The sequence below is a fragment of the Bradyrhizobium acaciae genome, from assembly GCF_020889785.1.
Taxonomy (GTDB): Bacteria; Pseudomonadota; Alphaproteobacteria; order Rhizobiales; family Xanthobacteraceae; genus Bradyrhizobium; species Bradyrhizobium acaciae.
This window is the reverse complement of sequence record NZ_JACMYK010000016.1, coordinates 50833-72461: the sequence shown is the minus strand read 5'-3', so window position 1 is coordinate 72461 and position 21629 is coordinate 50833. Positions and strand designations below refer to the sequence as shown.

At 63.0% G+C, this 21629-nt stretch carries 24 protein-coding genes and 1 tRNA gene; 16 read left to right on the top strand and 9 right to left on the bottom strand.

Annotated elements, in window-relative coordinates; all coding sequences use genetic code 11:
• The first annotated feature begins 266 nt into the window (after positions 1 to 266).
• Both H8A92_RS10120 and H8A92_RS10115 read left to right on the top strand, forming a co-directional pair.
• On the top strand, positions 267 to 524 hold the full coding sequence (locus H8A92_RS10120) for a PilZ domain-containing protein (protein WP_163159771.1): 258 nt from the start codon (positions 267 to 269) through the stop codon (positions 522 to 524).
• 31 nt (positions 525 to 555) lie between these two features.
• On the top strand, positions 556 to 801 hold the full coding sequence (locus tag H8A92_RS10115) for a hypothetical protein (protein WP_229195667.1): 246 nt from the start codon (positions 556 to 558) through the stop codon (positions 799 to 801).
• A 10-nt stretch (positions 802 to 811) separates the two neighbouring features.
• Here H8A92_RS10115 and H8A92_RS10110 read toward each other — a convergent pair whose 3' ends face one another.
• From H8A92_RS10110 to H8A92_RS10100, 3 genes are all read right to left on the bottom strand, one after another.
• On the bottom strand, positions 812 to 1453 hold the full coding sequence (locus H8A92_RS10110) for a glutathione S-transferase family protein (protein WP_229195666.1): 642 nt from the start codon (positions 1451 to 1453) through the stop codon (positions 812 to 814).
• Positions 1454 to 1805: 352 nt separating this feature from the next.
• The gene (locus H8A92_RS10105; protein ID WP_229195665.1) at positions 1806 to 2258 is read right to left on the bottom strand and encodes a VOC family protein; all 453 of its coding nucleotides are present in this window, start codon (positions 2256 to 2258) and stop codon (positions 1806 to 1808) included.
• Between the two features lie 865 nt (positions 2259 to 3123).
• Entirely contained in the window at positions 3124 to 3297 is a 174-nt protein-coding gene (locus H8A92_RS10100; RefSeq protein WP_163159769.1) for a hypothetical protein, read from the bottom strand.
• 158 nt (positions 3298 to 3455) lie between these two features.
• Here H8A92_RS10100 and H8A92_RS10095 point away from each other — a divergent pair, with 158 nt between their 5' ends.
• The 3 genes from H8A92_RS10095 to H8A92_RS10085 all read left to right on the top strand — a co-directional run bounded on the left by H8A92_RS10095 (position 3456) and on the right by H8A92_RS10085 (position 4817).
• Positions 3456 to 3803, top strand: coding sequence for a GrlR family regulatory protein (locus H8A92_RS10095; protein WP_229195664.1), 348 nt, complete (start codon positions 3456 to 3458; stop codon positions 3801 to 3803).
• Between the two features lie 250 nt (positions 3804 to 4053).
• Positions 4054 to 4239, top strand: coding sequence for a hypothetical protein (locus H8A92_RS10090; protein WP_229184145.1), 186 nt, complete (start codon positions 4054 to 4056; stop codon positions 4237 to 4239).
• A 305-nt stretch (positions 4240 to 4544) separates the two neighbouring features.
• Positions 4545 to 4817 carry a hypothetical protein gene (locus H8A92_RS10085; RefSeq protein WP_229195663.1) on the top strand — a complete coding sequence of 91 codons (273 nt, stop codon included), beginning with the start codon at positions 4545 to 4547 and terminating at the stop codon, positions 4815 to 4817.
• A 107-nt stretch (positions 4818 to 4924) separates the two neighbouring features.
• Here H8A92_RS10085 and H8A92_RS10080 read toward each other — a convergent pair whose 3' ends face one another.
• A complete protein-coding gene (locus H8A92_RS10080) occupies positions 4925 to 5086 on the bottom strand; it encodes a hypothetical protein (protein ID WP_229184146.1) in 162 nt (53 codons plus the stop codon).
• Positions 5087 to 5276: 190 nt separating this feature from the next.
• Here H8A92_RS10080 and H8A92_RS10075 point away from each other — a divergent pair, with 190 nt between their 5' ends.
• The 5 genes from H8A92_RS10075 to H8A92_RS10055 all read left to right on the top strand — a co-directional run bounded on the left by H8A92_RS10075 (position 5277) and on the right by H8A92_RS10055 (position 8972).
• Positions 5277 to 6038 carry an SIR2 family NAD-dependent protein deacylase gene (locus tag H8A92_RS10075; protein WP_229195662.1) on the top strand — a complete coding sequence of 254 codons (762 nt, stop codon included), beginning with the start codon at positions 5277 to 5279 and terminating at the stop codon, positions 6036 to 6038.
• A 213-nt stretch (positions 6039 to 6251) separates the two neighbouring features.
• On the top strand, positions 6252 to 6914 hold the full coding sequence (locus tag H8A92_RS10070) for a cold-shock protein (RefSeq protein ID WP_229195661.1): 663 nt from the start codon (positions 6252 to 6254) through the stop codon (positions 6912 to 6914).
• A 122-nt stretch (positions 6915 to 7036) separates the two neighbouring features.
• Positions 7037 to 7516, top strand: a complete 480-nt coding sequence (locus tag H8A92_RS10065) for a DUF192 domain-containing protein (RefSeq protein WP_229195660.1) — start codon at positions 7037 to 7039, stop codon at positions 7514 to 7516.
• Between the two features lie 120 nt (positions 7517 to 7636).
• A tRNA-Pro gene (locus H8A92_RS10060) sits at positions 7637 to 7713 on the top strand.
• A 482-nt stretch (positions 7714 to 8195) separates the two neighbouring features.
• Positions 8196 to 8972, top strand: a complete 777-nt coding sequence (locus tag H8A92_RS10055; RefSeq protein WP_229195659.1) for a cyclase family protein — start codon at positions 8196 to 8198, stop codon at positions 8970 to 8972.
• A 345-nt stretch (positions 8973 to 9317) separates the two neighbouring features.
• Here H8A92_RS10055 and H8A92_RS10050 read toward each other — a convergent pair whose 3' ends face one another.
• Positions 9318 to 9584, bottom strand: coding sequence for a hypothetical protein (locus H8A92_RS10050; protein ID WP_163159762.1), 267 nt, complete (start codon positions 9582 to 9584; stop codon positions 9318 to 9320).
• Between the two features lie 387 nt (positions 9585 to 9971).
• Between H8A92_RS10050 and H8A92_RS10045 the strand changes: the two genes are divergently transcribed.
• Positions 9972 to 11792: a carbamoyltransferase family protein gene (locus H8A92_RS10045; RefSeq protein ID WP_229195658.1), complete on the top strand. Its 1821-nt coding sequence runs from the start codon at positions 9972 to 9974 to the stop codon at positions 11790 to 11792.
• Positions 11793 to 11828: 36 nt separating this feature from the next.
• On the opposite strand, the gene H8A92_RS10040 is transcribed toward H8A92_RS10045, so the two are convergent.
• Positions 11829 to 12992, bottom strand: a complete 1164-nt coding sequence (locus H8A92_RS10040; RefSeq protein ID WP_229195657.1) for an OpgC domain-containing protein — start codon at positions 12990 to 12992, stop codon at positions 11829 to 11831.
• 268 nt (positions 12993 to 13260) lie between these two features.
• Between H8A92_RS10040 and H8A92_RS10035 the strand changes: the two genes are divergently transcribed.
• The gene (locus H8A92_RS10035; protein ID WP_229195656.1) at positions 13261 to 13566 is read left to right on the top strand and encodes an ETC complex I subunit; all 306 of its coding nucleotides are present in this window, start codon (positions 13261 to 13263) and stop codon (positions 13564 to 13566) included.
• Positions 13567 to 13576: 10 nt separating this feature from the next.
• On the opposite strand, the gene H8A92_RS10030 is transcribed toward H8A92_RS10035, so the two are convergent.
• Both H8A92_RS10030 and H8A92_RS10025 read right to left on the bottom strand, forming a co-directional pair.
• Positions 13577 to 14071 carry an Lrp/AsnC family transcriptional regulator gene (locus H8A92_RS10030; RefSeq protein ID WP_229195655.1) on the bottom strand — a complete coding sequence of 165 codons (495 nt, stop codon included), beginning with the start codon at positions 14069 to 14071 and terminating at the stop codon, positions 13577 to 13579.
• Entirely contained in the window at positions 14068 to 14727 is a 660-nt protein-coding gene (locus H8A92_RS10025; RefSeq protein WP_229195654.1) for a TetR/AcrR family transcriptional regulator, read from the bottom strand. The genes H8A92_RS10030 and H8A92_RS10025 overlap by 4 nt, the downstream gene beginning before the upstream one ends.
• A 192-nt stretch (positions 14728 to 14919) precedes the next feature.
• Between H8A92_RS10025 and H8A92_RS10020 the strand changes: the two genes are divergently transcribed.
• The 4 genes from H8A92_RS10020 to H8A92_RS10005 all read left to right on the top strand — a co-directional run bounded on the left by H8A92_RS10020 (position 14920) and on the right by H8A92_RS10005 (position 20760).
• Positions 14920 to 16092, top strand: a complete 1173-nt coding sequence (locus tag H8A92_RS10020) for an isovaleryl-CoA dehydrogenase (RefSeq protein ID WP_229195653.1) — start codon at positions 14920 to 14922, stop codon at positions 16090 to 16092.
• Positions 16093 to 16220: 128 nt separating this feature from the next.
• Positions 16221 to 17825 (top strand): carboxyl transferase domain-containing protein, encoded by a 1605-nt coding sequence (locus H8A92_RS10015; protein WP_163159755.1) that lies wholly within the window; start codon positions 16221 to 16223, stop codon positions 17823 to 17825.
• Positions 17826 to 17839: 14 nt separating this feature from the next.
• On the top strand, positions 17840 to 19849 hold the full coding sequence (locus H8A92_RS10010) for an acetyl/propionyl/methylcrotonyl-CoA carboxylase subunit alpha (RefSeq protein ID WP_229195652.1): 2010 nt from the start codon (positions 17840 to 17842) through the stop codon (positions 19847 to 19849).
• Positions 19846 to 20760, top strand: coding sequence for a hydroxymethylglutaryl-CoA lyase (locus tag H8A92_RS10005; RefSeq protein ID WP_229195651.1), 915 nt, complete (start codon positions 19846 to 19848; stop codon positions 20758 to 20760). The genes H8A92_RS10010 and H8A92_RS10005 overlap by 4 nt, the downstream gene beginning before the upstream one ends.
• Positions 20761 to 21044: 284 nt before the next feature.
• Here the strand turns inward: H8A92_RS10005 and H8A92_RS10000 are convergent, their stop codons facing one another.
• Positions 21045 to 21227 carry a hypothetical protein gene (locus H8A92_RS10000; protein WP_229184160.1) on the bottom strand — a complete coding sequence of 61 codons (183 nt, stop codon included), beginning with the start codon at positions 21225 to 21227 and terminating at the stop codon, positions 21045 to 21047.
• Positions 21228 to 21629: the final 402 nt, after the last annotated feature.

Here is a 21629-nt window from a genome sequence, read left to right as displayed (position 1 = left end):
CGCTGCCTCGGAAAGGACGAACGTGGCACTACGGTCGGGCTCCGCTCAAGAATATATCGTGAATTCAACAGCATAAGAGTTCGCAATATTGTTCTGAGCGGCGCGCCATCACGGCCAAAGCCAATTCCAGCCAATGCAAGGGATTGTCCCGGGGCAAACGGCCGGTTGCAGGCTGTGAACAACGTCCGCAGTCGCTGCAATCCGCGGATATTTCGCAACCCTTTGGTAAGCCAACGGCGATAGGCGTGATCGCTGGGGATGATGTGATGGCTCTAGGGTCCAAGAAGCGCGAAACGCGCAAATCGCTGCGTCAATCCGGCTGGATCACGCTCGACGGCGGATTCGCCGCGCGACCTTGCGTGGTCGAGGACATTTCCTCGTCGGGCGCCAAAATCACCGTCCAGGACAACAACACGCTGCCGGCCAAGCTGCGGCTGGCGTTCTCGCGCGACGCCCGCACCGGGCGGGCCTGCGAAGTGGTCTGGCGCGAAGGCAAGACGTTCGGCGTCAAATTCGTGCGCTAGCCCCGATCGGCCGCACGCGATAGAAGACCGGATGCGCAAGACCTGCTTCGCCATCATCGCCGTCGTGCTGCCCGCTGCTGCATTCGCGCAGCAGGGCGACCGCCGCAATTTCCAGACGCCTCCCGATGCCGGGAAGACCTTGCCGTCGAAATCGATCACGCGGAGCAATCCTTGCGCGTCTTACGGACCGGGCTTCGTCAAGGTCGAAGGCTCCGACACCTGCGTGAAGCTCGGCGGCGGCATCAGTATCGGCGCGGGGATGTCGAGCGGGCGCTGAACGCCCACGCTCACGACATCGGCGGCGCGATGAACCGCACGAAGGCGGGCCGCGGTGCGATCTCGCCGAACCAGCGTTCGAGATTGGGCAGCTTCGGCTTGATGATGCCTTCGACGCCGAGCCAGCGCCGCGCAAAGGCGCCGAGCGCGATGTCGGCGATCGTGAACTGATCGCCCTCCATGAAGCGGCGGCTTGCGAGCTGCTCGTCGACGACCCGCCACGCCGCGCCCGCGGCGTCGGCAGTTTGCTGGATCTGAACCATGTCGCGCTTCTCCGGCGGCGTGCGCACCAGCCCCCAGAACACCGGGCGATCGACCGGCTGTAGCGTCGACAGTGTCCAGTCGAGCCAGCGGTCGACCGCGGCGCGCGCCTTCGGCGCTTGCGGATAGATCGGCGAGCCCCGACCATAGGCCATGCAGAGATAGCGCATCACCGAATTGGATTCCCACAGCACATAGTCGCCGTCGACCAGCGTCGGGACGCGGCCGTTCGGATTCATCGCGAGATAGTCGGCCTGATCGTTCTTGCCGAACTGCATGCCGGCATCGATGCGATCATAGGGGAGGTCGAGCTCGGCGAGACACCAGAGCACCTTCTGCACATTGACCGAATTGGCCCGGCCCCAGATCGTCAGTTGCGGCTTGCTGCCCATTTCGCGATTCTTCCCGCTGTTGTGCTTTGCGCGCGTTCTTAGCCGAAACGTCCGGGAAAAGCGCGGGGTGAATTGTACCGAGGTCAAAAAAGAGGCTCCGCCGCAGTGCGGCAGAGCCTCGCTGATACGCACGCGTCAGGATTCGGTCAGCGACCGAACAACAGCCACAGCACGATGATCACCGGAATCGGTACACCCACCAGCCAAAGCAAAATCCCTTTTCCCATCTCATTGCCTCCTCGCATTGGGAATATGCGGAGGCAACGTCAACGGTCGTGCCACGTTCCTAACGATCGCTCCGCGTTTCGCCGATGGCGACACGCGGATAGGAACGCGTGCGTGGGCGCGGTGTTTACCAATGACCGGTGTTGGGCATCGACGCCCACGGCTCGGCCGGCGCCTTCGGGGCGCCCTTTTGCAGGATCTCGATCGAGTGCAGGTCGGGCGAACGCACGAACGCCATGTTGCCGTCGCGCGGCGGACGATTGATGGTGACGCCCATCTTCATCAGCTTCTCGCAGGTCGCGTAGATGTCGTCGACCTCGTAGGCGAGATGGCCGAAATGGCGATCCTCGCCGTATTTCTCCTCGTCCCAATTGTAGGTCAGCTCGACCAGCGGCGCGCCGCGGGATTGCGGCAGGGACTTGAGCAGATGGAGGTCCTCCTCGGCGCAGAGAAACACCAGCGTGAAGCGGCCTTTTTCGTTGTCGATGCGGCGCACTTCCTTCAGCCCCAGCGCGTCCTGATAGAATTTCATCGCGACATCGAGATTGCGGACGCGCAGCATGGTGTGCAGATAGCGCATTTTCTTATCCTCCTGAGAAACGTTCAGAGATTCTTGTTTGGGCGGGATGGTCGGGGCGGAAAATAGCAGCAAATCGGACCAAGGGGCAGCGATAAGGTGCAGGCCTGCGGCCGTTCGCGCTTTTCGGCGCTTCATGATCGCGATTGCGTGAAGGCTTGATCGCGCAAAAATCTCATCAAGTCGATGGACGGTGCCGAGCCTGTCTGCGTTGAGCGATATTCCGGATCGCGCCGGCGATGAACCACATGATGAGCGCGCTTTATGCGACGGTTGCGCGGCGCGGATACGAAAAAGCCCCGCCCAGGAAAATTCCGGGACAGGGCTTTCGTGGTCGAGCCTTGGAGGCTGCGCCACCATCTCATCGATTGCCCATCACGGCCAATCAAGGACGCGCGAGGTTGGACAATCTCTAAAAAGCAAAACCCCGCGAGTGGGCTCGCGAGGTCTGATGCCGGCCGGCCTTGGGGAGATCGTGCCGGCAACCGGACTCACAACTGTTCGCCGGGTGGAAGGTTCCTCGGTCCGAAAATAGAAAGCCCCGCAGGCTGGATGCGGGGCTTTCCCAGTTGACGGACTGGGGATATCTCAGGGCGTGAGCCGTCAACTGTTGGGGACCAAACTTAAGGTTGAATTCACAAAATGCAACAGCGCCGCGTAGACGGAATATCTTCGTCCCACAGCGCTGTGCCTAATGCTGGGCCCTGAAATCCCCAGCGCCGGTAAGTCTTCGCACCGCGCAAAAGGTTCAAACGAAAGACGTCGCGAGAGGAGTTTGCGGGGGCCCGAAGCCGACAGCGGCAATCTCAGATCACGGCAAACGCGCCGGCGCGCGCCGCTACCGCAGGCGCCTTGGGTGTTTGCGCTCTCACACCTTGATGTCGAGAATGGTCTCGACGGCGTCACGATCGGCCTGGTTCTTCGCGGCGAAGACATCCAGCACATCCGCATTGATGATACGCGGCTGCTCCTTCGCCGTCTGATCTAGGACGAGATGCACTCTGGCTTGCGTGACTTCGACAGGTACGGGGTAAACGAGCATGGCTCTCTCCCTCCGGCGGTCGAACCTTGTCAGGGCTTTCTTAACGATTTGTAAGCGCCAGAATTGCGCTTTTTGACCCGAATCGGAGCGTCGGTCCGCTCGCGTGCTGTCCGGGTTGGGGACATACTGTGGGCCTGCGGGACCGGGCGGCGGCACGGATGAAGAACGGGCTCTATTCGATCCATATCCACATGACCGACGGCGTGCGGGGCCGCGACAGCGGCGTCCTGATCCTGCGCGATGGCCTGTTGATCGGTGGCGGCCCGTATTTCTGGTCGATCGGCGCCTATACGGTCGGCGCGGGGACCTGGAAGGGACACCTCAGCACCAACCAGCATTCGCCGTTACCTGACCCGTTCACGCGGCCGCTGTTCGCCGGGCACGAGGTCACGAGCGGCTTCTCCGGCACTTTCAGCGGCGATCAGGCCGAGGTGTTCGGGACCGTGTTGGTTGGGACCCGCAGCCTCGGCTTCCGGGCAACCCTGAAGCGGCTGGCGGATGCCTGATCGCGCGCGGCGAGAGGCTGTGGACGCGTGCGCAGCAAGCGCCTTAATCTGTTGAGCAAATGGGCCTGCCGAGGCTGTGAATTTGCTGCGGACAAGCGTGGGATACACTGTGGATTCTGCGGCGGCCGCCGATGGGGACATCCCGAACAAGGCATTACCCGGCCACCGCTAACCCTACCTGGTTAGGTTAAGAGCGGCATCGTGTTGTCACCACCAGCGATTGAGCTATCGATGGCAGCGGGTGACAGCCATGATGCCATCGTTCCACAGCGCGGATCGACCGACCCACCGGCGTGTGATGGTGGTGGGCCTGCTGTTCTGTTCCGCTTTTGTCGTGATCAGCTTCTGGCTCCGGCCGCAGCCTGAGGCCGGCAAGGCGCTCGTCAAGGCGGACCGGCTGGTCCGCACGGCGGGAGAGGCGCGCAAGACGAATTAGCGAGCAGACCGGCGCCGCACTCAGTCCGGCAGCTTGCCGTTCGGATGCTTGTGATACATCGCGATGCCGATGAAGCCGGCAAAGCCCATCACGTTAAGCAGCAGTTCCATCCATACCGGCATCGGTGCCAACCTCGCTCACCGCCAAGCTAATCTTTGAGGTTGTGTTTTTGTTCCCGCACTAACCGATGGTCGCTTTGCGCAATCGCATGGCTGTGGAACCGGAACACGCGTTCCAGGCTGGCGCCGCTGCAACTATCCCATGGAGACGACGTTAGCCCTGCAAACCTACGTGAGGAGGTTGCGATGAAAAAGGTATTGGCAGTTTTGGCGACGGTTGCGACGGTTGGCGCAACGATGGTCAGCGCGCCGGCGCAGGCGCGTCATATCGGACCCGGCCTGGCCTTCGGTCTGGCCGCCGGCGCACTCGCCGCGGGCGCGGCGGGCGCGTACTACGGCCCACGCTATTACGGACCCGGCTACGGTTATTACGGCCCGCGCTACGGCTACTACGACGACGGATATACCTATTATGGCGGTCCGTACTATCGGCACCACTACTACCGACATTATTGGTAACGACGACGAGCCCGGAGCGCACCGCTCCGGGCTTTCTCAATCGCGCAGCATGGTGATCGCGCGGACCACACTCACATCGACCGTCCGGTAAGCGAACGAGGCCGACATCAAGCGCTCTTGCGCTGAAATCCGCTCCAGACATTGCCGAGCGTGTTGTCGTAATATTCCTGGCGATCGCGCTCGAACTTCTGCTGCGTCGCCCGGAAGCTGGCGATGCGTGCGACGATCTCTTCGCGCTCGCGCGCGACGCGCTCTTCCATATCCGTCATTGCCCATCCTCGTCGTGGTGGTCCTGTCCCCGCGCGCATTGGCATGGGCGAATTGGGCGTCAATGCGGAGCAGGCCGTGCAGGAATGTGATGATGCTGGGGCGGTGGGCGGCCCGATCGCTCGCGTCACGGTTGAGCTCGCAATCCGTTCGACCGTGCTATAGTCGCGGCGGCCAACCGGATCGTCTTCAGTGATTGCAAAAGACTTGCGCAGCGGCGTCGAGCAGCTCGGTAACATGATTGCCGAGGCGTCATCGATTGTGCCCTTCACCGGGGCGGGCATCTCCACCGAGTGCGGCATACCCGACTTCCGCTCGCCGGGCGGATTGTGGACCCGCAACCGGCCGATCCCGTTCGATGAGTTCGTCGCCAGTCAGGAAGCACGCGACGAGTCATGGCGTCGCCGCTTCGCGATGGAACCGACGTTTGCGGCAGCCAAGCCCGGTCGCGGGCATCGCGCGCTTGCTTCGCTCTACCGGGCGGGCAAGGTTCCCGGCATCATCACGCAAAACATCGACAATCTGCATCAAACGTCGGGCTTCAAGGCCGACGACGTGATCGAACTGCACGGCAACACGACTTACGCGCGCTGCATCGGTTGCGGCAAGGACTACGACCTCTCGTGGGTGAAGCAGCACTTCGACAAGACCGGTCGTGCGCCGGATTGTGCGGACTGCGGCGATCCGGTGAAGACCGCGACGATCTCGTTCGGGCAATCGATGCCCGAGGATGCGATGCACCGCGCGGCGGAACTCAGCCGGCAATGCGACCTGTTCCTGGCGATCGGGTCATCGCTGGTGGTGTGGCCCGCCGCGGGCTTTCCGATGATGGCGAAGGAGAATGGCGCACGGCTCGTGATCATCAACAACGAGCCGACCGATCAGGACGACGTGGCGGATCTGGTGATCCGCCACGATATCGGCGACACGCTTGGTCCTTTCGTAGGCAATTGACGCCTGATTGATTCGCGGCTGTGCAAGCCTGTTCATAGTTCCCGCGGGAATCGTTTTTTAGCTATGCCCGGCAAGCGGGAGTGTTATCTTTTGATTGAGAGATTCGCGCAGCGTCCAGGTGAGTTGTCCAAGTGAGTTGGTCACGGAGAGCAGCGCGTACAGGGTACGCCGCAACGTCGGCGATCTGCATTTTGATGTGTGGGGTCCGGGGTCATGGGGTCGGACGGATTTGAGTCCAAGAAGCTCGGCGGACCGCCGATGGGCGGAGTTGGGCAAAGTAGGATAGCACAAGGCGAGTATGGCAGTGCGCCGCGCGATCCGGCGTTGGATGCCTTCTCCGGTCTCGGCGATGCCGCGGCCAACCTCGTCGAAGTCTCTGGCGTCATCAAATGGTTCGACGCATCGAAGGGATACGGCTTCGTCGTTCCCGACAATGGCTGGCCCGACATCCTGCTGCACGTGACGGTGCTGCGGCGCGACGGCTATCAGACCGCCTATGAGGGCGCGCGTCTCGTCGTCGAATGCGTGCAGCGCGCCAAGGGCTATCAGGCCTTCCGCATCGTCTCGATGGACGAGTCGACCGCGATCCATCCGGCACAGATGCTGCCGCCGCGAACCCATGTCACGGTGACCGCGACCAGCGGGCTCGAGCGCGCACAGGTCAAATGGTTCAACCGGCTGCGCGGCTTCGGCTTCGTGACTTGCGGGGAAGGCACGCCCGACATCTTCGTGCACATGGAGACGCTGCGCCGCTTCGGCATGACCGAGCTGCGCCCCGGCCAGTATGTGCTGGTGCGGTTCGGGCCCGGCTCCAAGGGAATGATGGCTGCCGAGATCCATCCGGAGACCGGCCCCTCGGCGCTGTCGTCGCACTGAGCCCCGAGCAGGACGCCCTGACGGAAACGTGAGCCGCCAGCGCGCCTCCAGGGCTCTGGCATTTGCCGCAATCATCGGGTTAGGGTCCGCCGGAAAATCTTCCCCGGTGTGAGTATTTGTCGATGAATTTCGTTCGCATTGTTGGGCGGCTGCGTCCGTCGCTGCTGGCCGCGCTCGTCATCATGGTCGGGGCGCTGCTGGCCCCAGCCGCGCAGGCCGCCAGCGTCCAGCCGCTCGAGATCGTCACCAAATCAGGCGTGCACGTCTTCTCGGTCGAAATGGCGACCACCGAGCAGGAGAAGGAAACCGGCCTGATGTACCGGAAGGAGCTCGCGGACGGCAAAGGCATGCTGTTCGACTTCACGCCGGAGCAGGAAGTGTCGATGTGGATGAAGAACACCTACATCTCGCTCGACATGATCTTCATCCGTGCCGACGGGCGAATCCTGCGGATCGCCGAAAACACCGAGCCGATGTCGACCAAGATCATCCCGTCGCGGGGGCTCGCCAAGGGCGTCCTCGAGGTGATTGCCGGGACGGCGCAGAAATACGGCATCCAGCCCGGCGACCGGGTCGGCCATCCGCTGTTCGGCGGTCACTAGCTCTCCGTTTCGGTGCGGTTTCCGGACGGAATCCGTTCCCGATTGCCCGGCCGGAAGCCCTGCACCGGCGCCTTGCTGGCGCTGGCTGAAGCGTGTATCCACGGGGCTTCTCGGAAATATCGGGGTATAGCGCAGCCTGGTAGCGCGGCAGTTTTGGGTACTGCAGGTCGTTGGTTCGAATCCAGCTGCCCCGACCATCCAATCCTGAGGCTTCATCGCAATCGTTGACCGTGGCAGGTCTTGGCCCGGTCGCGCGAGAGCGCGCGCGCCCAAGCTCGAGATTGTCTCGCCTGACGCAACAACGCCGCCCGGACGGAATATCTTCGTCCAGACGGCGCCGTCGAATACTGGGCCCTGAAATCCCCAGTGCCAATGGGTCGTTCGGGCAGCCGATAGGTTCAACCTCGAGCGCCGTTTGTGATGTCGCAGGCTGCGCCGCGGCTCGGCGCGGTTGCGGCTTGCGCGCGCAGGCGACCGGAGAGCTTCACCCCCAGGCGCAGCCTGACACGCAGCAGCGTGATGGCTGGTTTGGCGGCAGGGACGGGTGTTATTCCAGATCAGAAATAACGATCAAGCGGGCAGCAATGCCAGTCGCGAGTACAATCCCATCTGAAGGCTTGCCGAGCGTTGTTCGCCGTTGCCGGCCAGCCTGACACGAACAAATCCGCGAGGAGGCACCATGGCGCGCAGACTGATCGATATCTCCGTTCCCCTGCAGAACGACGTTCCGGCCGATCCGCCCGGCAATCATCCAACCATCCTGTATATCGACCACCAGCAGGGGCTGCCGCGCATGCTGCAGTTCTTCGATGGACTGAAGGCGGATGATTTGCCTGACGGGCAGGGCTGGGCTGTCGAGCAGGTCTCGCTCTCCACCCACAACGGCACGCATCTCGATGCGCCCTGGCATTTTCATCCGACAATGAACCGCGGTGAACGGTCCTGGACCATCGACGAGGTGCCGCTGGAATGGTGCTTTCAGCCGGGTGTGAAGCTCGACTTCCGGCATCTGCCTGACGGCTATGTCGCAACTGCGGGCGACGTCGAAGCCGAGCTGAAGCGCATCGGCCACACGCTGTCGCCGCTCGAGATCGTCGTCGTCAACACCAGCGCCGGTGCGAAATACGGCCAGCCCGATTACGTCAATTCGGGCTGCGGCATGGGCTACGAGGCGACGATGTATCTGCTCGAGCGCGGCGTGCGGCTGACCGGCATCGATGGCTGGAGCTGGGACGCGCCGTTCGTTTTCACCGCGAAGAAATATGCCGAGACCAGGGACGCCAGCCTGATCTGGGAAGGCCATAAGGCCGGCCGGCACATCGGCTACTGCCACATCGAGAAGCTGCACAATCTGGAGCAACTGCCGTCGACCGGGTTCATGGTGTCGTGCTTCCCGGTGAAGATCGAGCGCGCATCGGCGGGGTGGACGAGGGCGGTTGCGATCCTCGACGGCTAGCCGCTATCGGGCTTTCGCTCGATGGGGAACCGGTGGACAGGCTGTTCATTCCGTTAGGTTGTTGCGGCACGGCTACAGCCTAAGGCAGACGAATCTGCTCTGATGCACGTCGTAGATGCATTGGGTGATCGGGCCGGCGGCTCGTCCTCGCGTCCCGATTTTCTGAAGCGTTCTCTCCCGTGACTAGAGCCCCGGCGTCTCCCGGGGCTCTTTCTTGCGTGCCGCAGGCGAGCCAAGCGCCAGCGGGTGAATCAAGCCCCAAAAGAAGATCAGGTGCGCCGGAACCGACGCACCTGATTTATGTCTTCAATATCGCTTGTGTCGGCAATATCGCTTATGCGGTTGTTAGTACCGGCAGACGCGAACACCACGCGGGGTCCACCAGCAGCGGGGACCGACGTAGCCGCCGTAGTAGCCATAGCCACGGCCATAATATCCGCGACCATAGCCCCATCCGCGGCCGCGACCCCAGCCATAACCGCGTCCGCGCCATTGCGCTTGCGCGGAAGACGTGGTGGCGCCGACCAGGATGGCAGAGGTGCTTGCGACATAGACGAACAACAAAGCGACTGCTGCAAGGCAACGAGTCAGGATATTGTAGCGTTTAGTCATTCTGAAGATCTCCAGTCACTTCCAGACATCTGAACTGATGCTGGCTGTCTCGCTTAGACGCGCGATACCGCTATCCGGTTCGAGCGTGCTAAGACAATCTTTTCACTAAGGTTCTTGCGAGTTTTAACGACTCTATTGAGGGCAGCAGGTCAGGTCAAGTTACAGTCCCGCCTGCAACGGATCATGTGGTTGCTACGCTCATCTTGTCGTTCATCCGCCGTTCATTCTGTTCATCTTGCATTGCGCAGATCTGGCGCTGACTTGGCGCCGATTTGATTTGTGCATCGCAGAAGCAGAGATTGCGAACCGCGGAAAATGCCGTCGATAACTTGAAGTCGACACGATCCTGTTCTCTGAGCGTCTCAGTATCCTCCCTGATGAGTGCCCATGCCGAAACAACACACCTACGTCCTTGGTCTCAACGTCTACGACCATGACGTGAGCGCCTGCCTGCTGCGTGACGGTGCGATCGCCTACGCGATCTCCAAGGAGCGCATCACCCGCGAGAAGCACGCCTCGGGCTTCTACAAGGAAGTCATCGACTACTGCCTGTCGGCCGAGGGCATCACGCTCGACGACGTCGCTCTCGTGGTACGCAACAGCTACATCCTGCCGGTGCCCGAGATGGAGGAGCGGATGCTCCATCAGGACATGCCGGGCTTCCTGCCGATCGCCGAGCGCAACGAGGCGATCAAGCATCCGCTGTTTCGCTCGAAATCCGACAAGGTGGTGTCGATCTCGCATCACCTCGCGCATGCCTACAGCGCGTTCGCGGTGTCGCCGTTCAAGGACGGCGTCGTGATGATCGTCGACGGTGTCGGCAATTATCAGGCCGATGCGATGGAGTCCTATCCGCAGGATTGTGCATCGCCGCTCGCCCGCGAGTCCGAGAGCTACTACAGGTTCGACGACACCAGGCTGGAATGCCTGAAGAAGGTCTTCATGGAGCCGGCGCGCGGGCTGTTGTCGGACGAGTTCTACAACATGCCGGGTCTCGGGGCGCTGTACAGCCGGGTTTCGACCTATGTGTTCGGCGACTGGAACAAGTGCGGCGAGCTGATGGGGCTCGCGCCCTATGGCCGCCGCGAGCAAGTCGGCCATCTCCTCGAGATGAAGGACGGCACGCTGCACGTGCCGTTCTGGGGCGAGGAGAACCGGCAGCCCTTCGTGCTCGACAGCGGCAGCTGGGACAAGAGCCCGACGATGCGGCACTGGGAGGACATCGCCTGGCGAGTCCAGGACGACACCGAGAATGTGCTGCTGGCGCGGGCGCGCTGGCTGCGCGAGACCACTGGTGCGAAGAACCTCTGCATCGCCGGCGGCGTTGCGCTGAACTGCGTCGCCAACGGCCGCATCGCGCGCGAGGCCGGTTTCGAGAACGTCTGGATCCAGCCCGCCGCCGGCGACGACGGCATCGCCATCGGCTGCGCCTATTACGGCTGGCTCGAGATCCTGAAGCAGCGGCGCTCTTTCGTGATGGAGCATGCTTATGTCGGCAGGCGCTACAGCGACGCCGACGTGGCAGCTGCGCTGCAGAACTTCCTGGTCCGTATCCAGGTCGACGCCAGGCGGAGCGACAACATCTGCCGCGATACCGCAAAACTGCTCGCCGACCAGCGCGTGATCGGCTGGTTTCAGGACCGTTCCGAATTCGGTCCGCGCGCGCTCGGCAATCGCAGCCTGATCGCCGATCCGCGCAAGGCCGAGATGAAGGACATCCTCAATAGCCGGGTCAAGCACCGCCAGGCCTTCCGCCCGTTCGCGCCGATCGTGCTGGCCGAGCGCATGAAGGAGATCTTCGAGGGCGAGGAGGACTCGCCCTACATGCTGATCGCAAAGCCGGTGCGGCCGGAGTGGCGGGACAAGATCCCGGCGATCGTGCATGTCGACGGCTCGGCACGGGTGCAGAGCGTGCGGGAAGAGACCAACCCGATGCTCTATCGCCTGCTGAAGGAGTTCGAGGCGCTCACCGGCGTGCCGGTGCTGATCAACACCTCGTTCAACGTCAAGGGCGAGCCGATCATCGAGACGCCGCAGGATGCGGTGAGCTGCTTCCTCACGACAGGGATCGACAATCTCGTGATGCACGACACGCTGGTGACGAAAACCGCTATGCACAAGGTCGTGACGCCCGTGATGACGACGTTCGGCGACGTCGCCACCATTGTCTCCTCGACCACGCAGGACGGCAGCCGCGGCGGCAGCTAGAGCGTGGCCCGGAAGGCCATGCTCAGATAGTTCGGGTCAGACCGCCTTCGCCGGTGCCGCGGGTTTCGGCGCCGGCGGCTTGATCGGCTTGTCCTGCCGCTTCGACCACGAGATGTAATAGGCCACGATCGTCATGATCGCGATGCCGGAGATACTGACGAAGATCTGCGCGAACAGCGAGCCCGAGCTCATCGAGAGCTCGAAATGTCCGACAAAGGACAGGAACACGCCGACGCAGAACACCGCGAGCGATTGCTGGCCGCAGACGATCATCGGATCGAAGATCTTCCACTCCAGCGCCGGCCAATCCTTCGGGATGAAGCGGATCGTCAGGATCACGATCACCACGAAATGGATGAAGCGGTAAGGCGCGAGATTGGTCTTGTCGTTCGGGTTGAAGGCCGAATAGAGCCAATCCGGCAATTGCGCACCGAACTCCGGGAAGCGTCCGGCCATCGTCATGATCAGCGCGAAGATCATATAGGCGATGCAGAACCAGAGCGTGTAGGGCGAATTGATGATGTGCATGTTCTTGCGTGCACCGCCGAGCGCGCACCAGGAGCCGAACACGAACAGCACCTGCCAGCAGAACGGGTTGAAGTACCAACTTCCGGCCGGATAGGCCGGCAGGTTCCAGCCCATCTGTCGCGACACCAGCCAGAGCAAGATCGAGGCCGCCATGGTCCAGTTCGGCTGTCGCAGCGTGATCCACAGCACCGGCGGGAACAGGCCCATCAGCACGATGTAAAGCGGCAGCACGTCGAGATTGACCGGCTTGAACTTCAGGAACAGGCCTTGGCGCAGCGTCTCGGTGGCGTTGTCGACGAGGCCGGCGACGTTGAACTCGTTGATGATCTCCGAATCGCCGAAGCGCAGCGCCAGATAGCTGATCGAGGCGATGTAGATCACGAACAGGATGATGTGGGCGACGTAGAGCTGCCAGACCCGCTTGGTCAGCCGCGTCGCGCCCACGATGAAGCCACGCTCGAGCATCATGCGGGCATAGACGAAGGAGGCGGTATAGCCGGAGATGAAGACGAACAGGTCGGCGGCGTCGCTGAACCCGTAATTCCGCGTGGTGACCCAGTTCACGACATTGTCGGGGATGTGATCTAGATAGATGTACCAGTTGGCGATCCCGCGAAACAGATCGAGCCGGAGGTCACGTCCTTTTTCGGGCAAAGTAGCGTGGATTTCCATGGGGCGACGTTTCCTCGAGATGATGCTGTCGAGAAGACCGTGCTGTGACAATCTGGCCGCGGGCCCAAGGGACTCCAGAAGCCTCCCCGGGGCCAGATTGTCACAGCGCGGTAGAATGACTATACCGGTCCGGCGAAGGCTACCTCCGAGATCGAGGAATCACCGATCAGTTCGTTGAACGGTGTCTCTATACTATCCCGGCAGTTTCCTTCAAATCGCTTCCAAGTCTAGCGCTTCCATGTCGCATATCCCACGGGGCCGACCATCCATGACCGCACGCATTTTTAAGCCCGCCAAAAACGCGATGCAATCGGGACGTGCCAAGACGAAAGAGTGGCAACTGGACTACGAGCCGGAGCAGCCGCGCACCGTGGAGCCCTTGATGGGCTGGACCTCGTCGACCGACATGAAGCAGCAGCTCACGCTGCATTTCGACACCAAGGAGGAGGCGACGGCCTATTGCGAGCGCAAGGGCATCGCCTACCAGGTGATCGAGCCGAAGGATTCGGCGCACCGCCAGGTCGCCTATGCCGACAATTTTGCGTTCCGCCGCTGGGAGCCCTGGACGCATTAGGGCCGGCAAATCAGCTCGCAGGGCTGCCGGCGAGGGCGCCCGGGATCGGCAGCGGCGCATCCTTTGAAACGCCGAGCACCGGAAAGCTTCGAATTTTACGCACATTGGGCAGCCCAGCGAATTGCAGCAGCTGCTGGCGCATGTCGTCGACGCTGGGCGCGACGCATCTCAGCATGAAATCGGCATCGCCCGAGATCCGCCAGCATTGCAGGAAGCGCGGCACGGCCGCCACCGCGGCCTCGAACGCCTCGATCGCCACCAGGGTCTGGCTGTCGAGCTGGATCAGGACGAAGGTCGTCACCTCATAGCCCAGCAGCCGCTCGTCGAGCGTGGCGCGGATCGCCTGCACCACGCCGCGGCTGCGCAGGGCACGGACCCGGCGCAGGCAGGGCGGGGCTGTGATGCCGACCCGCTCGGCGAGCTCGTTGATCCTGATCCGGCCGTCCCTCTGCAATTCGGCCAGGATCCGCAGGTCGATGTCATCGAGCTGTGGGCGCTCGGTCACGGTTGCGAACCCGCCACGGCGGTCTGCGGACTTTCGCTGCCGCTGCGGCGTTGACGGATCGCGGCCTGCGGCGCGACCCCCGACAGCACCAGCTTCTCGTGCGCCGCGATGATGGCATCCCGGGTCAGGCGGCCGCCCGGACGGTACCAGGTGCAGAGCCCGGTGAGCAGCGAGATGATCGCAAAGGTCGCGACCTGGATGTCGACCACCTCGAACACGCCTTCAGTTACGCCCTCGGTGAGGATCTCCGCCAGTCGCCGTTCATAGGCGCCCCGCAGCGCCACCACGGCGTCGTAGTTCTTCGCTTCGAGGCTGCGCAGTTCGGAATTGGCGATGAAGACCTCGCGCTTGCGGGTCATGTGATAGCTGACGTGGAAGGCCACGAAGGCGCGCAGCTTCTCCACCGGATCGGCCTTGCCCTCGAGTGCGAGATCAAGCTCGCGCAGCAAATCGTTGATATGGTCCTGCACCAGATCGAACAGCAGATCCTGCTTGGTTGAGATATGGTTGTACAGTGAGCCTGCCTGGATGCCGACTTCGGCGGCGAGCTGACGCAGGCTCATGGCCTCGTAGCCGCGCTCGAAGATCAGGCGCACGCCGGCCTTGCGGATCGCCTCCAGCGTCGTGGGGCCATGTGAGCCGATCGTGCGTGCCATCGGGGCCTCGGAGGGTGCTGGCTTGTCAGGGAGAACCAGGAAACAAGCGAACGACCGTATGTTTATTGCATGAAATCCCAGCAGATTCAATGAACTGCGGATTTCATTGCCAAACCATAGCACGGTTGCTTGCGAAGCCAAGAAAAAAACGTATGATCGTTTAATTGCAAGATGAATCTCAAGGGAGGGATCATGGCCTCGAACCGGGCGGCAATCTTCAATTTCGACCTTGGCGAGACCGCGGATGCGATCCGCGAAACGGTGCATGATTTCTCGACCAACGAGATCGCGCCGCGCGCCGCCGAGATCGATCGCTCCAATACTTTCCCGCGCGACCTCTGGCCCAAGATCGGCGCGCTTGGCCTGCACGGCATCACGGTCGAGGAGGAGTATGGCGGCTCGGGCCTCGGCTATCTCGAGCACTGCATTGCGGTGGAGGAGATTTCGCGGGCGTCGGCCTCGGTCGGGCTGGCTTACGGCGCCCATTCCAATCTTTGCGTCAACCAGATCCGCCGCAACGGCAACGAGGCGCAGAAGCGCAAATATCTGCCCAAGCTGATCTCCGGCGAGCATGTTGGGTCGCTTGCGATGTCGGAGCCCGGCGCCGGCTCGGACGTGGTGTCGATGAAGACCCGTGCCGAGAAGAAGGGCGACCGCTTCGTGCTCAACGGCAACAAGATGTGGATCACCAATGGCCCGCACGCCGAGACGCTGGTGGTTTACGCCAAGACCGATCCGAACGCCGGTCCGCGCGGCATGACCGCCTTCATCATCGAAAAGGGCATGAAGGGATTTTCGACCGCGCAGAAGCTCGACAAGCTCGGCATGCGCGGTTCCGACACCTGCGAGCTGGTGTTCGAGGATTGCGAGGTGCCCGAGGAGAACGTGCTCAATGAAGTCGGCCGCGGCGTCAACGTCTTGATGTCCGGTCTCGACTATGAGCGCGCGGTGCTGGCGGCGGGGCCGATCGGCATCATGCAGGCCTGCATGGACGTCGTGCTGCCCTATGTCCACGAGCGCAAGCAGTTCGGTGAGCCGATCGGCTCGTTCCAACTGGTGCAGGGCAAGATCGCCGACATGTACACCACGATGAGCGCCTCGCGTGCCTATGTCTACGCGGTGGCGAAAGCCTGCGATCGCGGCGAGACCACGCGTGAGGACGCCGCCGGCGCCATTCTCTATGCCGCGGAGAAGGCCACCCAATGCGCGCTGGATGCGATCCAGCTCCTGGGCGGCAACGGCTACATCAACGATTATCCGACCGGCCGCCTGCTGCGCGATGCAAAACTCTACGAGATCGGCGCCGGCACCAGCGAGATCCGCCGCATGCTGATCGGCCGCGAGCTGTTCGCCAAGACGGCGTAGTTTCTTCTCCCTAGCCCCGCTCTTCGCAGGGAGCGGGGCGGGGTGAGGGGCCGTCACCGCGTCGGCGGTGACAGATCAATCCTCCGCTCATCGTCCAACCGTGTCCTCCAACGAAACGTGCAACACCGATGCCGCTTCATTCGACGATCGATCCCACATCCCAAGAATTCGCCCGCAACGCCGACGTGATGCGCAGCCTGGTCGCGGAGCTCCGCGACAAGCTCAAGCAGGTTGCCGGCGGCGGCGGCGAGACATCGCGCAAGCGGCATACCTCGCGCGGAAAGATGCTGGCGCGTGATCGGGTCGATCTCTTGATTGACCCCGGCACCGCGTTCCTCGAGCTGTCGCCGCTGGCCGCCAATGGGCTGTACGGCGGTGACGTACATTCGGCCAGCGTCATCACCGGCGTCGGGCGCATCTCGGGCCGCGAATGCATCATCGTTGCCAATGACGCCACCATCAAGGGCGGCACCTATTACCCGCTGACGGTGAAGAAGCATCTGCGCGCCCAGGACATCGCGCGGCAGAACAATCTGCCCTGCGTCTACATGGTGGATTCCGGCGGCGCCTTCCTGCCGTTGCAGGACGAGATCTTTCCGGACGAGCGACATTTCGGCCGCATCTTCTACAATCAGGCGCAGATGTCGTCGCAGGGCATCCCGCAGATCGCGATCGTGATGGGGTCGTGCACGGCGGGCGGCGCCTATGTGCCGGCGATGTCGGACGAGAGCATCATCGTGCGCAATCAGGGCACGATCTTCCTCGGCGGTCCGCCGCTGGTGAAGGCCGCGACCGGCGAGGTCGTCACCGCCGAAGAGCTCGGCGGCGCCGATGTCCATTCGCGCCAGTCGGGCGTGACCGATCACTATGCGCAGAACGACGCCCACGCGATCGGGATCGCGCGCCGCATCGTCGGCACGCTGAAGCCGCCGGCGAAGGCACCGCTCAACATGCGCCCCCCGCAGGAGCCGCTGTTTCCCGCCGAGGAAATCTACGGCGTGGTCTCCGCCGACGGCCGCAAGCCATTCGACGTCCACGACATCATCGCGCGGATCGTCGACGGCTCCGAATTCGACGAGTTCAAGAAGCTCTACGGTACCACGCTGATCTGCGGCTTCGCCCATATCTGGGGATATCCGGTCGGCATCATCGCCAATAACGGCATCCTGTTCAGCGAAAGCTCGCTGAAGGGCGCGCATTTCATCGAGCTGTGCTGCCAGCGCGGCATTCCCCTGGTGTTCCTGCAGAACATCACCGGCTTCATGGTCGGCAAGAAGTACGAGGCCGGCGGCATCGCCCGCGACGGCGCCAAGCTGGTGACGGCGGTTGCGACCGCCGGGGTGCCGAAATTCACCGTTGTGATCGGCGGCTCCTACGGCGCCGGCAATTACGGCATGTGCGGCCGCGCCTACAGTCCGCGCTTCCTCTGGCTGTGGCCGAACGCGCGCATCTCGGTGATGGGCGGCGAGCAAGCCTCGATGGTCCTGAGCCAGGTCAAGCGCGACGGCATCGAGGCCAAGGGCGAGAGCTGGTCGGCGGAGGAAGAAGACAAATTCCGCGAGCCGATCCGGGCGCAATACGAGAAGCAGGGCAATCCTTATTACGCCACCGCGCGGCTCTGGGACGACGGCGTGATCGATCCCGCCGACACCCGCCTGGTGCTCGGGCTCGGCCTCTCGGCCGCCGCCAACGCGCCGATCGAGCCGACGAAATTCGGCCTGTTCAGGATGTGACCCAGGATCTGACCATGGACCGCTCAAGACTCTACCGGCGCTTCCGTACGCTTCTGATCGCCAACCGCGGCGAGATCGCCTGTCGCGTCATCCGCTCGGCGCGCGCCATGGGCCTGCGCACCGTCGCGGTTTATTCCGAGGCCGACCGCGACGCCATGCATGTCGCGCTGGCCGACGAGGCCGTATTGCTCGGGCCCGCACGGGCGCGCGACAGCTATCTCAACATCGAGCGCGTGATCGCGGCCGCAAAGCAGACCGGGGCGGAAGCCGTGCATCCCGGCTACGGCTTCCTGTCCGAAAATGCCGAGTTCGCGCAGGCCTGCCTCGATGCCGGTCTGGTGTTCGTCGGCCCGACCGCGGCGATGATGACCGCGATGGGCTCGAAATCCGGTTCGAAGGCGCTGATGGAGAAGGCCGGCGTGCCGCTGGTGCCGGGCTATCACGGCGAGGCCCAGGACGAGGCGACCTTGGCGGAGGCTGCGACCCGAATCGGCTTCCCGGTGCTGGTCAAGGCATCTGCCGGCGGTGGCGGCCGCGGCATGCGCGTTGTCAATGCAGCGGCAGACCTTGCGGCCGCGATCACCAGCGCCAAGCGCGAGGCCAAGGCGGCATTCGGCGACGACCGCATGCTGATCGAGAAATACGTACAGAACCCGCGCCACATCGAGGTGCAGATCATCGGCGACAGCCATGGCAATCTGCTCTCGCTCTGGGAGCGCGAATGCACGCTGCAGCGCCGGCACCAGAAGGTGATCGAGGAGGCGCCGTCGCCGACCCTGAACGCCGCGCAGCGTGACACGGTCTGCGAAGCCGCGCGAAAAGCCGCCGGGGCGGTCAATTATGTGGGCGCCGGCACCATCGAGTTCGTCTCCGACGGCAAGGACGTGTTCTTCATCGAGATGAATACCCGCCTGCAGGTCGAACATCCCGTCACCGAGCTCATCACCGGCGTCGATCTCGTCGAATGGCAGCTCCGCGTCGCGTTCGGCGAGGCGCTGCCGCTGAAGCAGGACGAGATCAAGCTGAACGGACACGCCATCGAGGCGCGCGTCTACGCGGAAAATCCGCAGAAGAACTTCATGCCCTCGGTCGGCCGCATCAAGACCTGGCGGACGCCGCAGGAGGGCGACGGCCTGCGCATCGACGCCGGCTATCGCAGCGGAGATAACGTCTCTCCGTATTACGACGCGATGCTCGCCAAGGTGATCGCCTGGGCGCCGACGCGCGAGGGGGCGATCGAGAAGCTCAATCGCGGGCTGGAACAGACCGATGTCCGCGGCATCGTCACCAACATCCCGTTCCTGTCGGCACTGGTGACGCATCCGCAGACGCGGGCCAATGCAATAGATACCGGCTTCATCGAGCGCGAGCTGAAGAACCTCACGGCAGGCACGGGCGCCGCCGGCGAGTTCGAGCTGTGCGCGGCGGTGGCTGCGATCGTCAATGATGAGCGGAAGGCTGCGCAGAGCGAGGCGAACTCGCCCTGGCAGGCGTTCGGCTGGATGCCGGTCGGCCGCCGTCAGCGGGTGTTTTCGTTCCGGCAGGGCCACGAGACTGCCCACACCATCACGCTCCACTACGGCAACGGACCGTCCACGCTCTCGATCGGCGGCCGTGAGCTCGGATTTGATATCTCGTCGTCCGGCGATGACGGCTTTGACTTGACGCTCAACGGCCTCAAGTCGCGCGTCGCCTCGGTCATCGAGGGCCACGAACTCTATTTGCGCACCCGCAACGGCCGCTTCGACCTGCATTGGGTCGATCCGTTCGGCGGCGAGAGCGAGGAGCAGGTCGGCGAGGACAAGATCGTGGCACCCTTGCCGGGCACCGTGGTCGCGCTGCTGGCCGAGGAGGGCGCGACCCTGGAGAAGGGCGCACCGATCCTGACGCTGGAAGTGATGAAGATGGAGCAGACCCTGCGCGCGCCCTACGCAGGCGTGCTGAAGAAGCTCAAATGCAAGGTCGGCGACATCGTCGGTGAAGGCGTCGAGCTAGCCGAAGTCGAACCTGCGGCCGCGTCATGAGCGATCAGATCCACATCGTCGAGATGGGGCCGCGCGACGGCCTCCAGAACGAGAAGATGCTGGTCAGCGTCGAGGCGCGTATCGCCTTCGTCGAGGCGCTGGTGGCGGCGGGGCTCAACACGGTCGAGGTCGGCGCCTTCGTGTCGCCGAAGGCGATCCCGCAGATGGCAAGCTCCGACCAGGTGCTGCGCGGTGTCAGTCACGTCAAGGATGCCGAATTCCATGTGCTGGTGCCGAACGAGAAGGGCTATGACGCCGCCCGCGCGGCCGGCGCCAAGGTGGTCTCGGTGTTCGCTGCGGCCTCCGAGGGTTTTTCGCGGGCCAACATCAATTGCTCGGTCGCGGAATCGATCGAGCGCTTCAAGCCGGTGCTGGCGCGTGCCAAGGCCGATGGCGTCAAGGTGCGCGGCTATATCTCCTGCGTCCTGGGGTGTCCGTTCGACGGTGAGATCAAGCCGAAGGCGGTCGCCGACCTCGCCGTGACCCTGTGGGATCTCGGCTGCTACGAAATCTCGCTTGGCGACACCATCGGCGTCGGCACGCCGCTCAAGGCCAGGGAGATGCTTCGTGCGGTCGGCGCCGAGCTTCCGGTTGATAACCTCGCGATGCACTTCCACGACACCTACGGCCAGGCGCTCGCCAATCTCTATGCCGGCATGGAGGAGGGCGTCCGCGTCATCGATTCCGCTGCCGGCGGTCTCGGCGGCTGCCCCTATGCGCCCGGTGCCACCGGCAACGTCGCGACCGAGGACGTCGTCTACATGCTGGAGGGCATGGGCGTGAAAACCGGGATCGACATGGACAGGTTGCTGGCCACCACGAACGAGGTCGCGGGGTTGCTCGGCCGCCCGCCGGTCAGCCGTGTTGCATCCGCGCTGAACGCGAAGCGGAAGCGCCTCGCAAAATCGTAAATTGCAGGATGGATGGGGCGATTTGTCCGTCGCGGCTCAAAGAGCGAAGGCGGGGCCTGTGTCGTCGGGCTCGCATTGCGAGGGTCACGCTGGGATTTATGCGCCGCGAAGCGCAGATTCAAGGCGCACACGGCGCGCCCCTGGCTTGCGCAATCTGGGCTCCCGAAGCTCGCCTCTCAACCCATATCAGGATCGTGCGGCAGCGCCTTGCGCTGTCGCCGCCCTCCTTGAGGGCGTTTCCTCCCTAGACTTGGGCCGCTTGTTGTTTGGAGCGGCCCTTTTTCTTACGCTGCCGTAGCGTCGATCGTCGCGATGACGGCCCGCATGTCGGTCGCCAGCTCGCGATAGTGCCCGCCCAGCCGCTGGTATAGTTCGCGGTTGCTCCCATCCAGCGTCCTGCTAGCGATCAGCTCGCATTCGTCGGCGAGGACCTCAAATCGTTCCAGCTTTGCTTGAAGAGCAGACATGGGGGCGTGTCCCTGACTGTTACTGAGGGAGTTGCGACGCTACTACTTCGGCAGCGTCTAGTGCAGAATAATTATAGGTTAGAACCAAATTCTTCCCGACAGCGACGTTGACCGATTGAAGTGCGCTCCGGCATGGCTGGCAGAGAGTTCCGCGGCCCAAGCCACCGACTTCCCCGACAGCGCGATCCTCTCGACAAGGTATTTCGCTTTATCAGAAATGCAACTCACGTGTATGATTTTGCCGTCTCGCCCGGTCGCGGGGCGCTTTGTGCTCGTCAAGAGCGCGGCGTGAGAGAGGGCGACAACCCCATACACAACTTGGACGAGTTCCATCGCATAACAGCAACTCAAAGGCTATTTGGTCAAGCGACTGTAAGGTTTCCATAAGGACCCGTAATACAT

Bases quoted from the DNA above. Each gene is read 5' to 3' on its own strand.
- H8A92_RS10120 (WP_163159771.1), top strand. From the start codon at position 267: ATGGCTCTAGGGTCCAAGAAGCGCGAAACGCGCAAATCGCTGCGTCAA.
- H8A92_RS10010 (WP_229195652.1), top strand. From the start codon at position 17,840: ATGGACCGCTCAAGACTCTACCGGCGCTTCCGTACGCTTCTGATCGCC.
- H8A92_RS10000 (WP_229184160.1), bottom strand. From the start codon at position 21,227: ATGTCTGCTCTTCAAGCAAAGCTGGAACGATTTGAGGTCCTCGCCGAC.
- H8A92_RS10080 (WP_229184146.1), bottom strand. From the start codon at position 5,086: ATGACGGATATGGAAGAGCGCGTCGCGCGCGAGCGCGAAGAGATCGTC.
- H8A92_RS10115 (WP_229195667.1), top strand. From the start codon at position 556: ATGCGCAAGACCTGCTTCGCCATCATCGCCGTCGTGCTGCCCGCTGCT.
- H8A92_RS10025 (WP_229195654.1), bottom strand. From the start codon at position 14,727: ATGGCACGCACGATCGGCTCACATGGCCCCACGACGCTGGAGGCGATC.
- H8A92_RS10110 (WP_229195666.1), bottom strand. From the start codon at position 1,453: ATGGGCAGCAAGCCGCAACTGACGATCTGGGGCCGGGCCAATTCGGTC.
- H8A92_RS10005 (WP_229195651.1), top strand. From the start codon at position 19,846: ATGAGCGATCAGATCCACATCGTCGAGATGGGGCCGCGCGACGGCCTC.
- H8A92_RS10050 (WP_163159762.1), bottom strand. From the start codon at position 9,584: ATGACTAAACGCTACAATATCCTGACTCGTTGCCTTGCAGCAGTCGCT.
- H8A92_RS10015 (WP_163159755.1), top strand. From the start codon at position 16,221: ATGCCGCTTCATTCGACGATCGATCCCACATCCCAAGAATTCGCCCGC.
- H8A92_RS10065 (WP_229195660.1), top strand. From the start codon at position 7,037: ATGAATTTCGTTCGCATTGTTGGGCGGCTGCGTCCGTCGCTGCTGGCC.
- H8A92_RS10055 (WP_229195659.1), top strand. From the start codon at position 8,196: ATGGCGCGCAGACTGATCGATATCTCCGTTCCCCTGCAGAACGACGTT.
- H8A92_RS10040 (WP_229195657.1), bottom strand. From the start codon at position 12,992: ATGGAAATCCACGCTACTTTGCCCGAAAAAGGACGTGACCTCCGGCTC.
- H8A92_RS10085 (WP_229195663.1), top strand. From the start codon at position 4,545: ATGAAAAAGGTATTGGCAGTTTTGGCGACGGTTGCGACGGTTGGCGCA.
- H8A92_RS10090 (WP_229184145.1), top strand. From the start codon at position 4,054: ATGATGCCATCGTTCCACAGCGCGGATCGACCGACCCACCGGCGTGTG.
- H8A92_RS10035 (WP_229195656.1), top strand. From the start codon at position 13,261: ATGACCGCACGCATTTTTAAGCCCGCCAAAAACGCGATGCAATCGGGA.
- H8A92_RS10020 (WP_229195653.1), top strand. From the start codon at position 14,920: ATGGCCTCGAACCGGGCGGCAATCTTCAATTTCGACCTTGGCGAGACC.
- H8A92_RS10105 (WP_229195665.1), bottom strand. From the start codon at position 2,258: ATGCGCTATCTGCACACCATGCTGCGCGTCCGCAATCTCGATGTCGCG.
- H8A92_RS10100 (WP_163159769.1), bottom strand. From the start codon at position 3,297: ATGCTCGTTTACCCCGTACCTGTCGAAGTCACGCAAGCCAGAGTGCAT.
- H8A92_RS10095 (WP_229195664.1), top strand. From the start codon at position 3,456: ATGAAGAACGGGCTCTATTCGATCCATATCCACATGACCGACGGCGTG.
- H8A92_RS10045 (WP_229195658.1), top strand. From the start codon at position 9,972: ATGCCGAAACAACACACCTACGTCCTTGGTCTCAACGTCTACGACCAT.
- H8A92_RS10070 (WP_229195661.1), top strand. From the start codon at position 6,252: ATGGGGTCGGACGGATTTGAGTCCAAGAAGCTCGGCGGACCGCCGATG.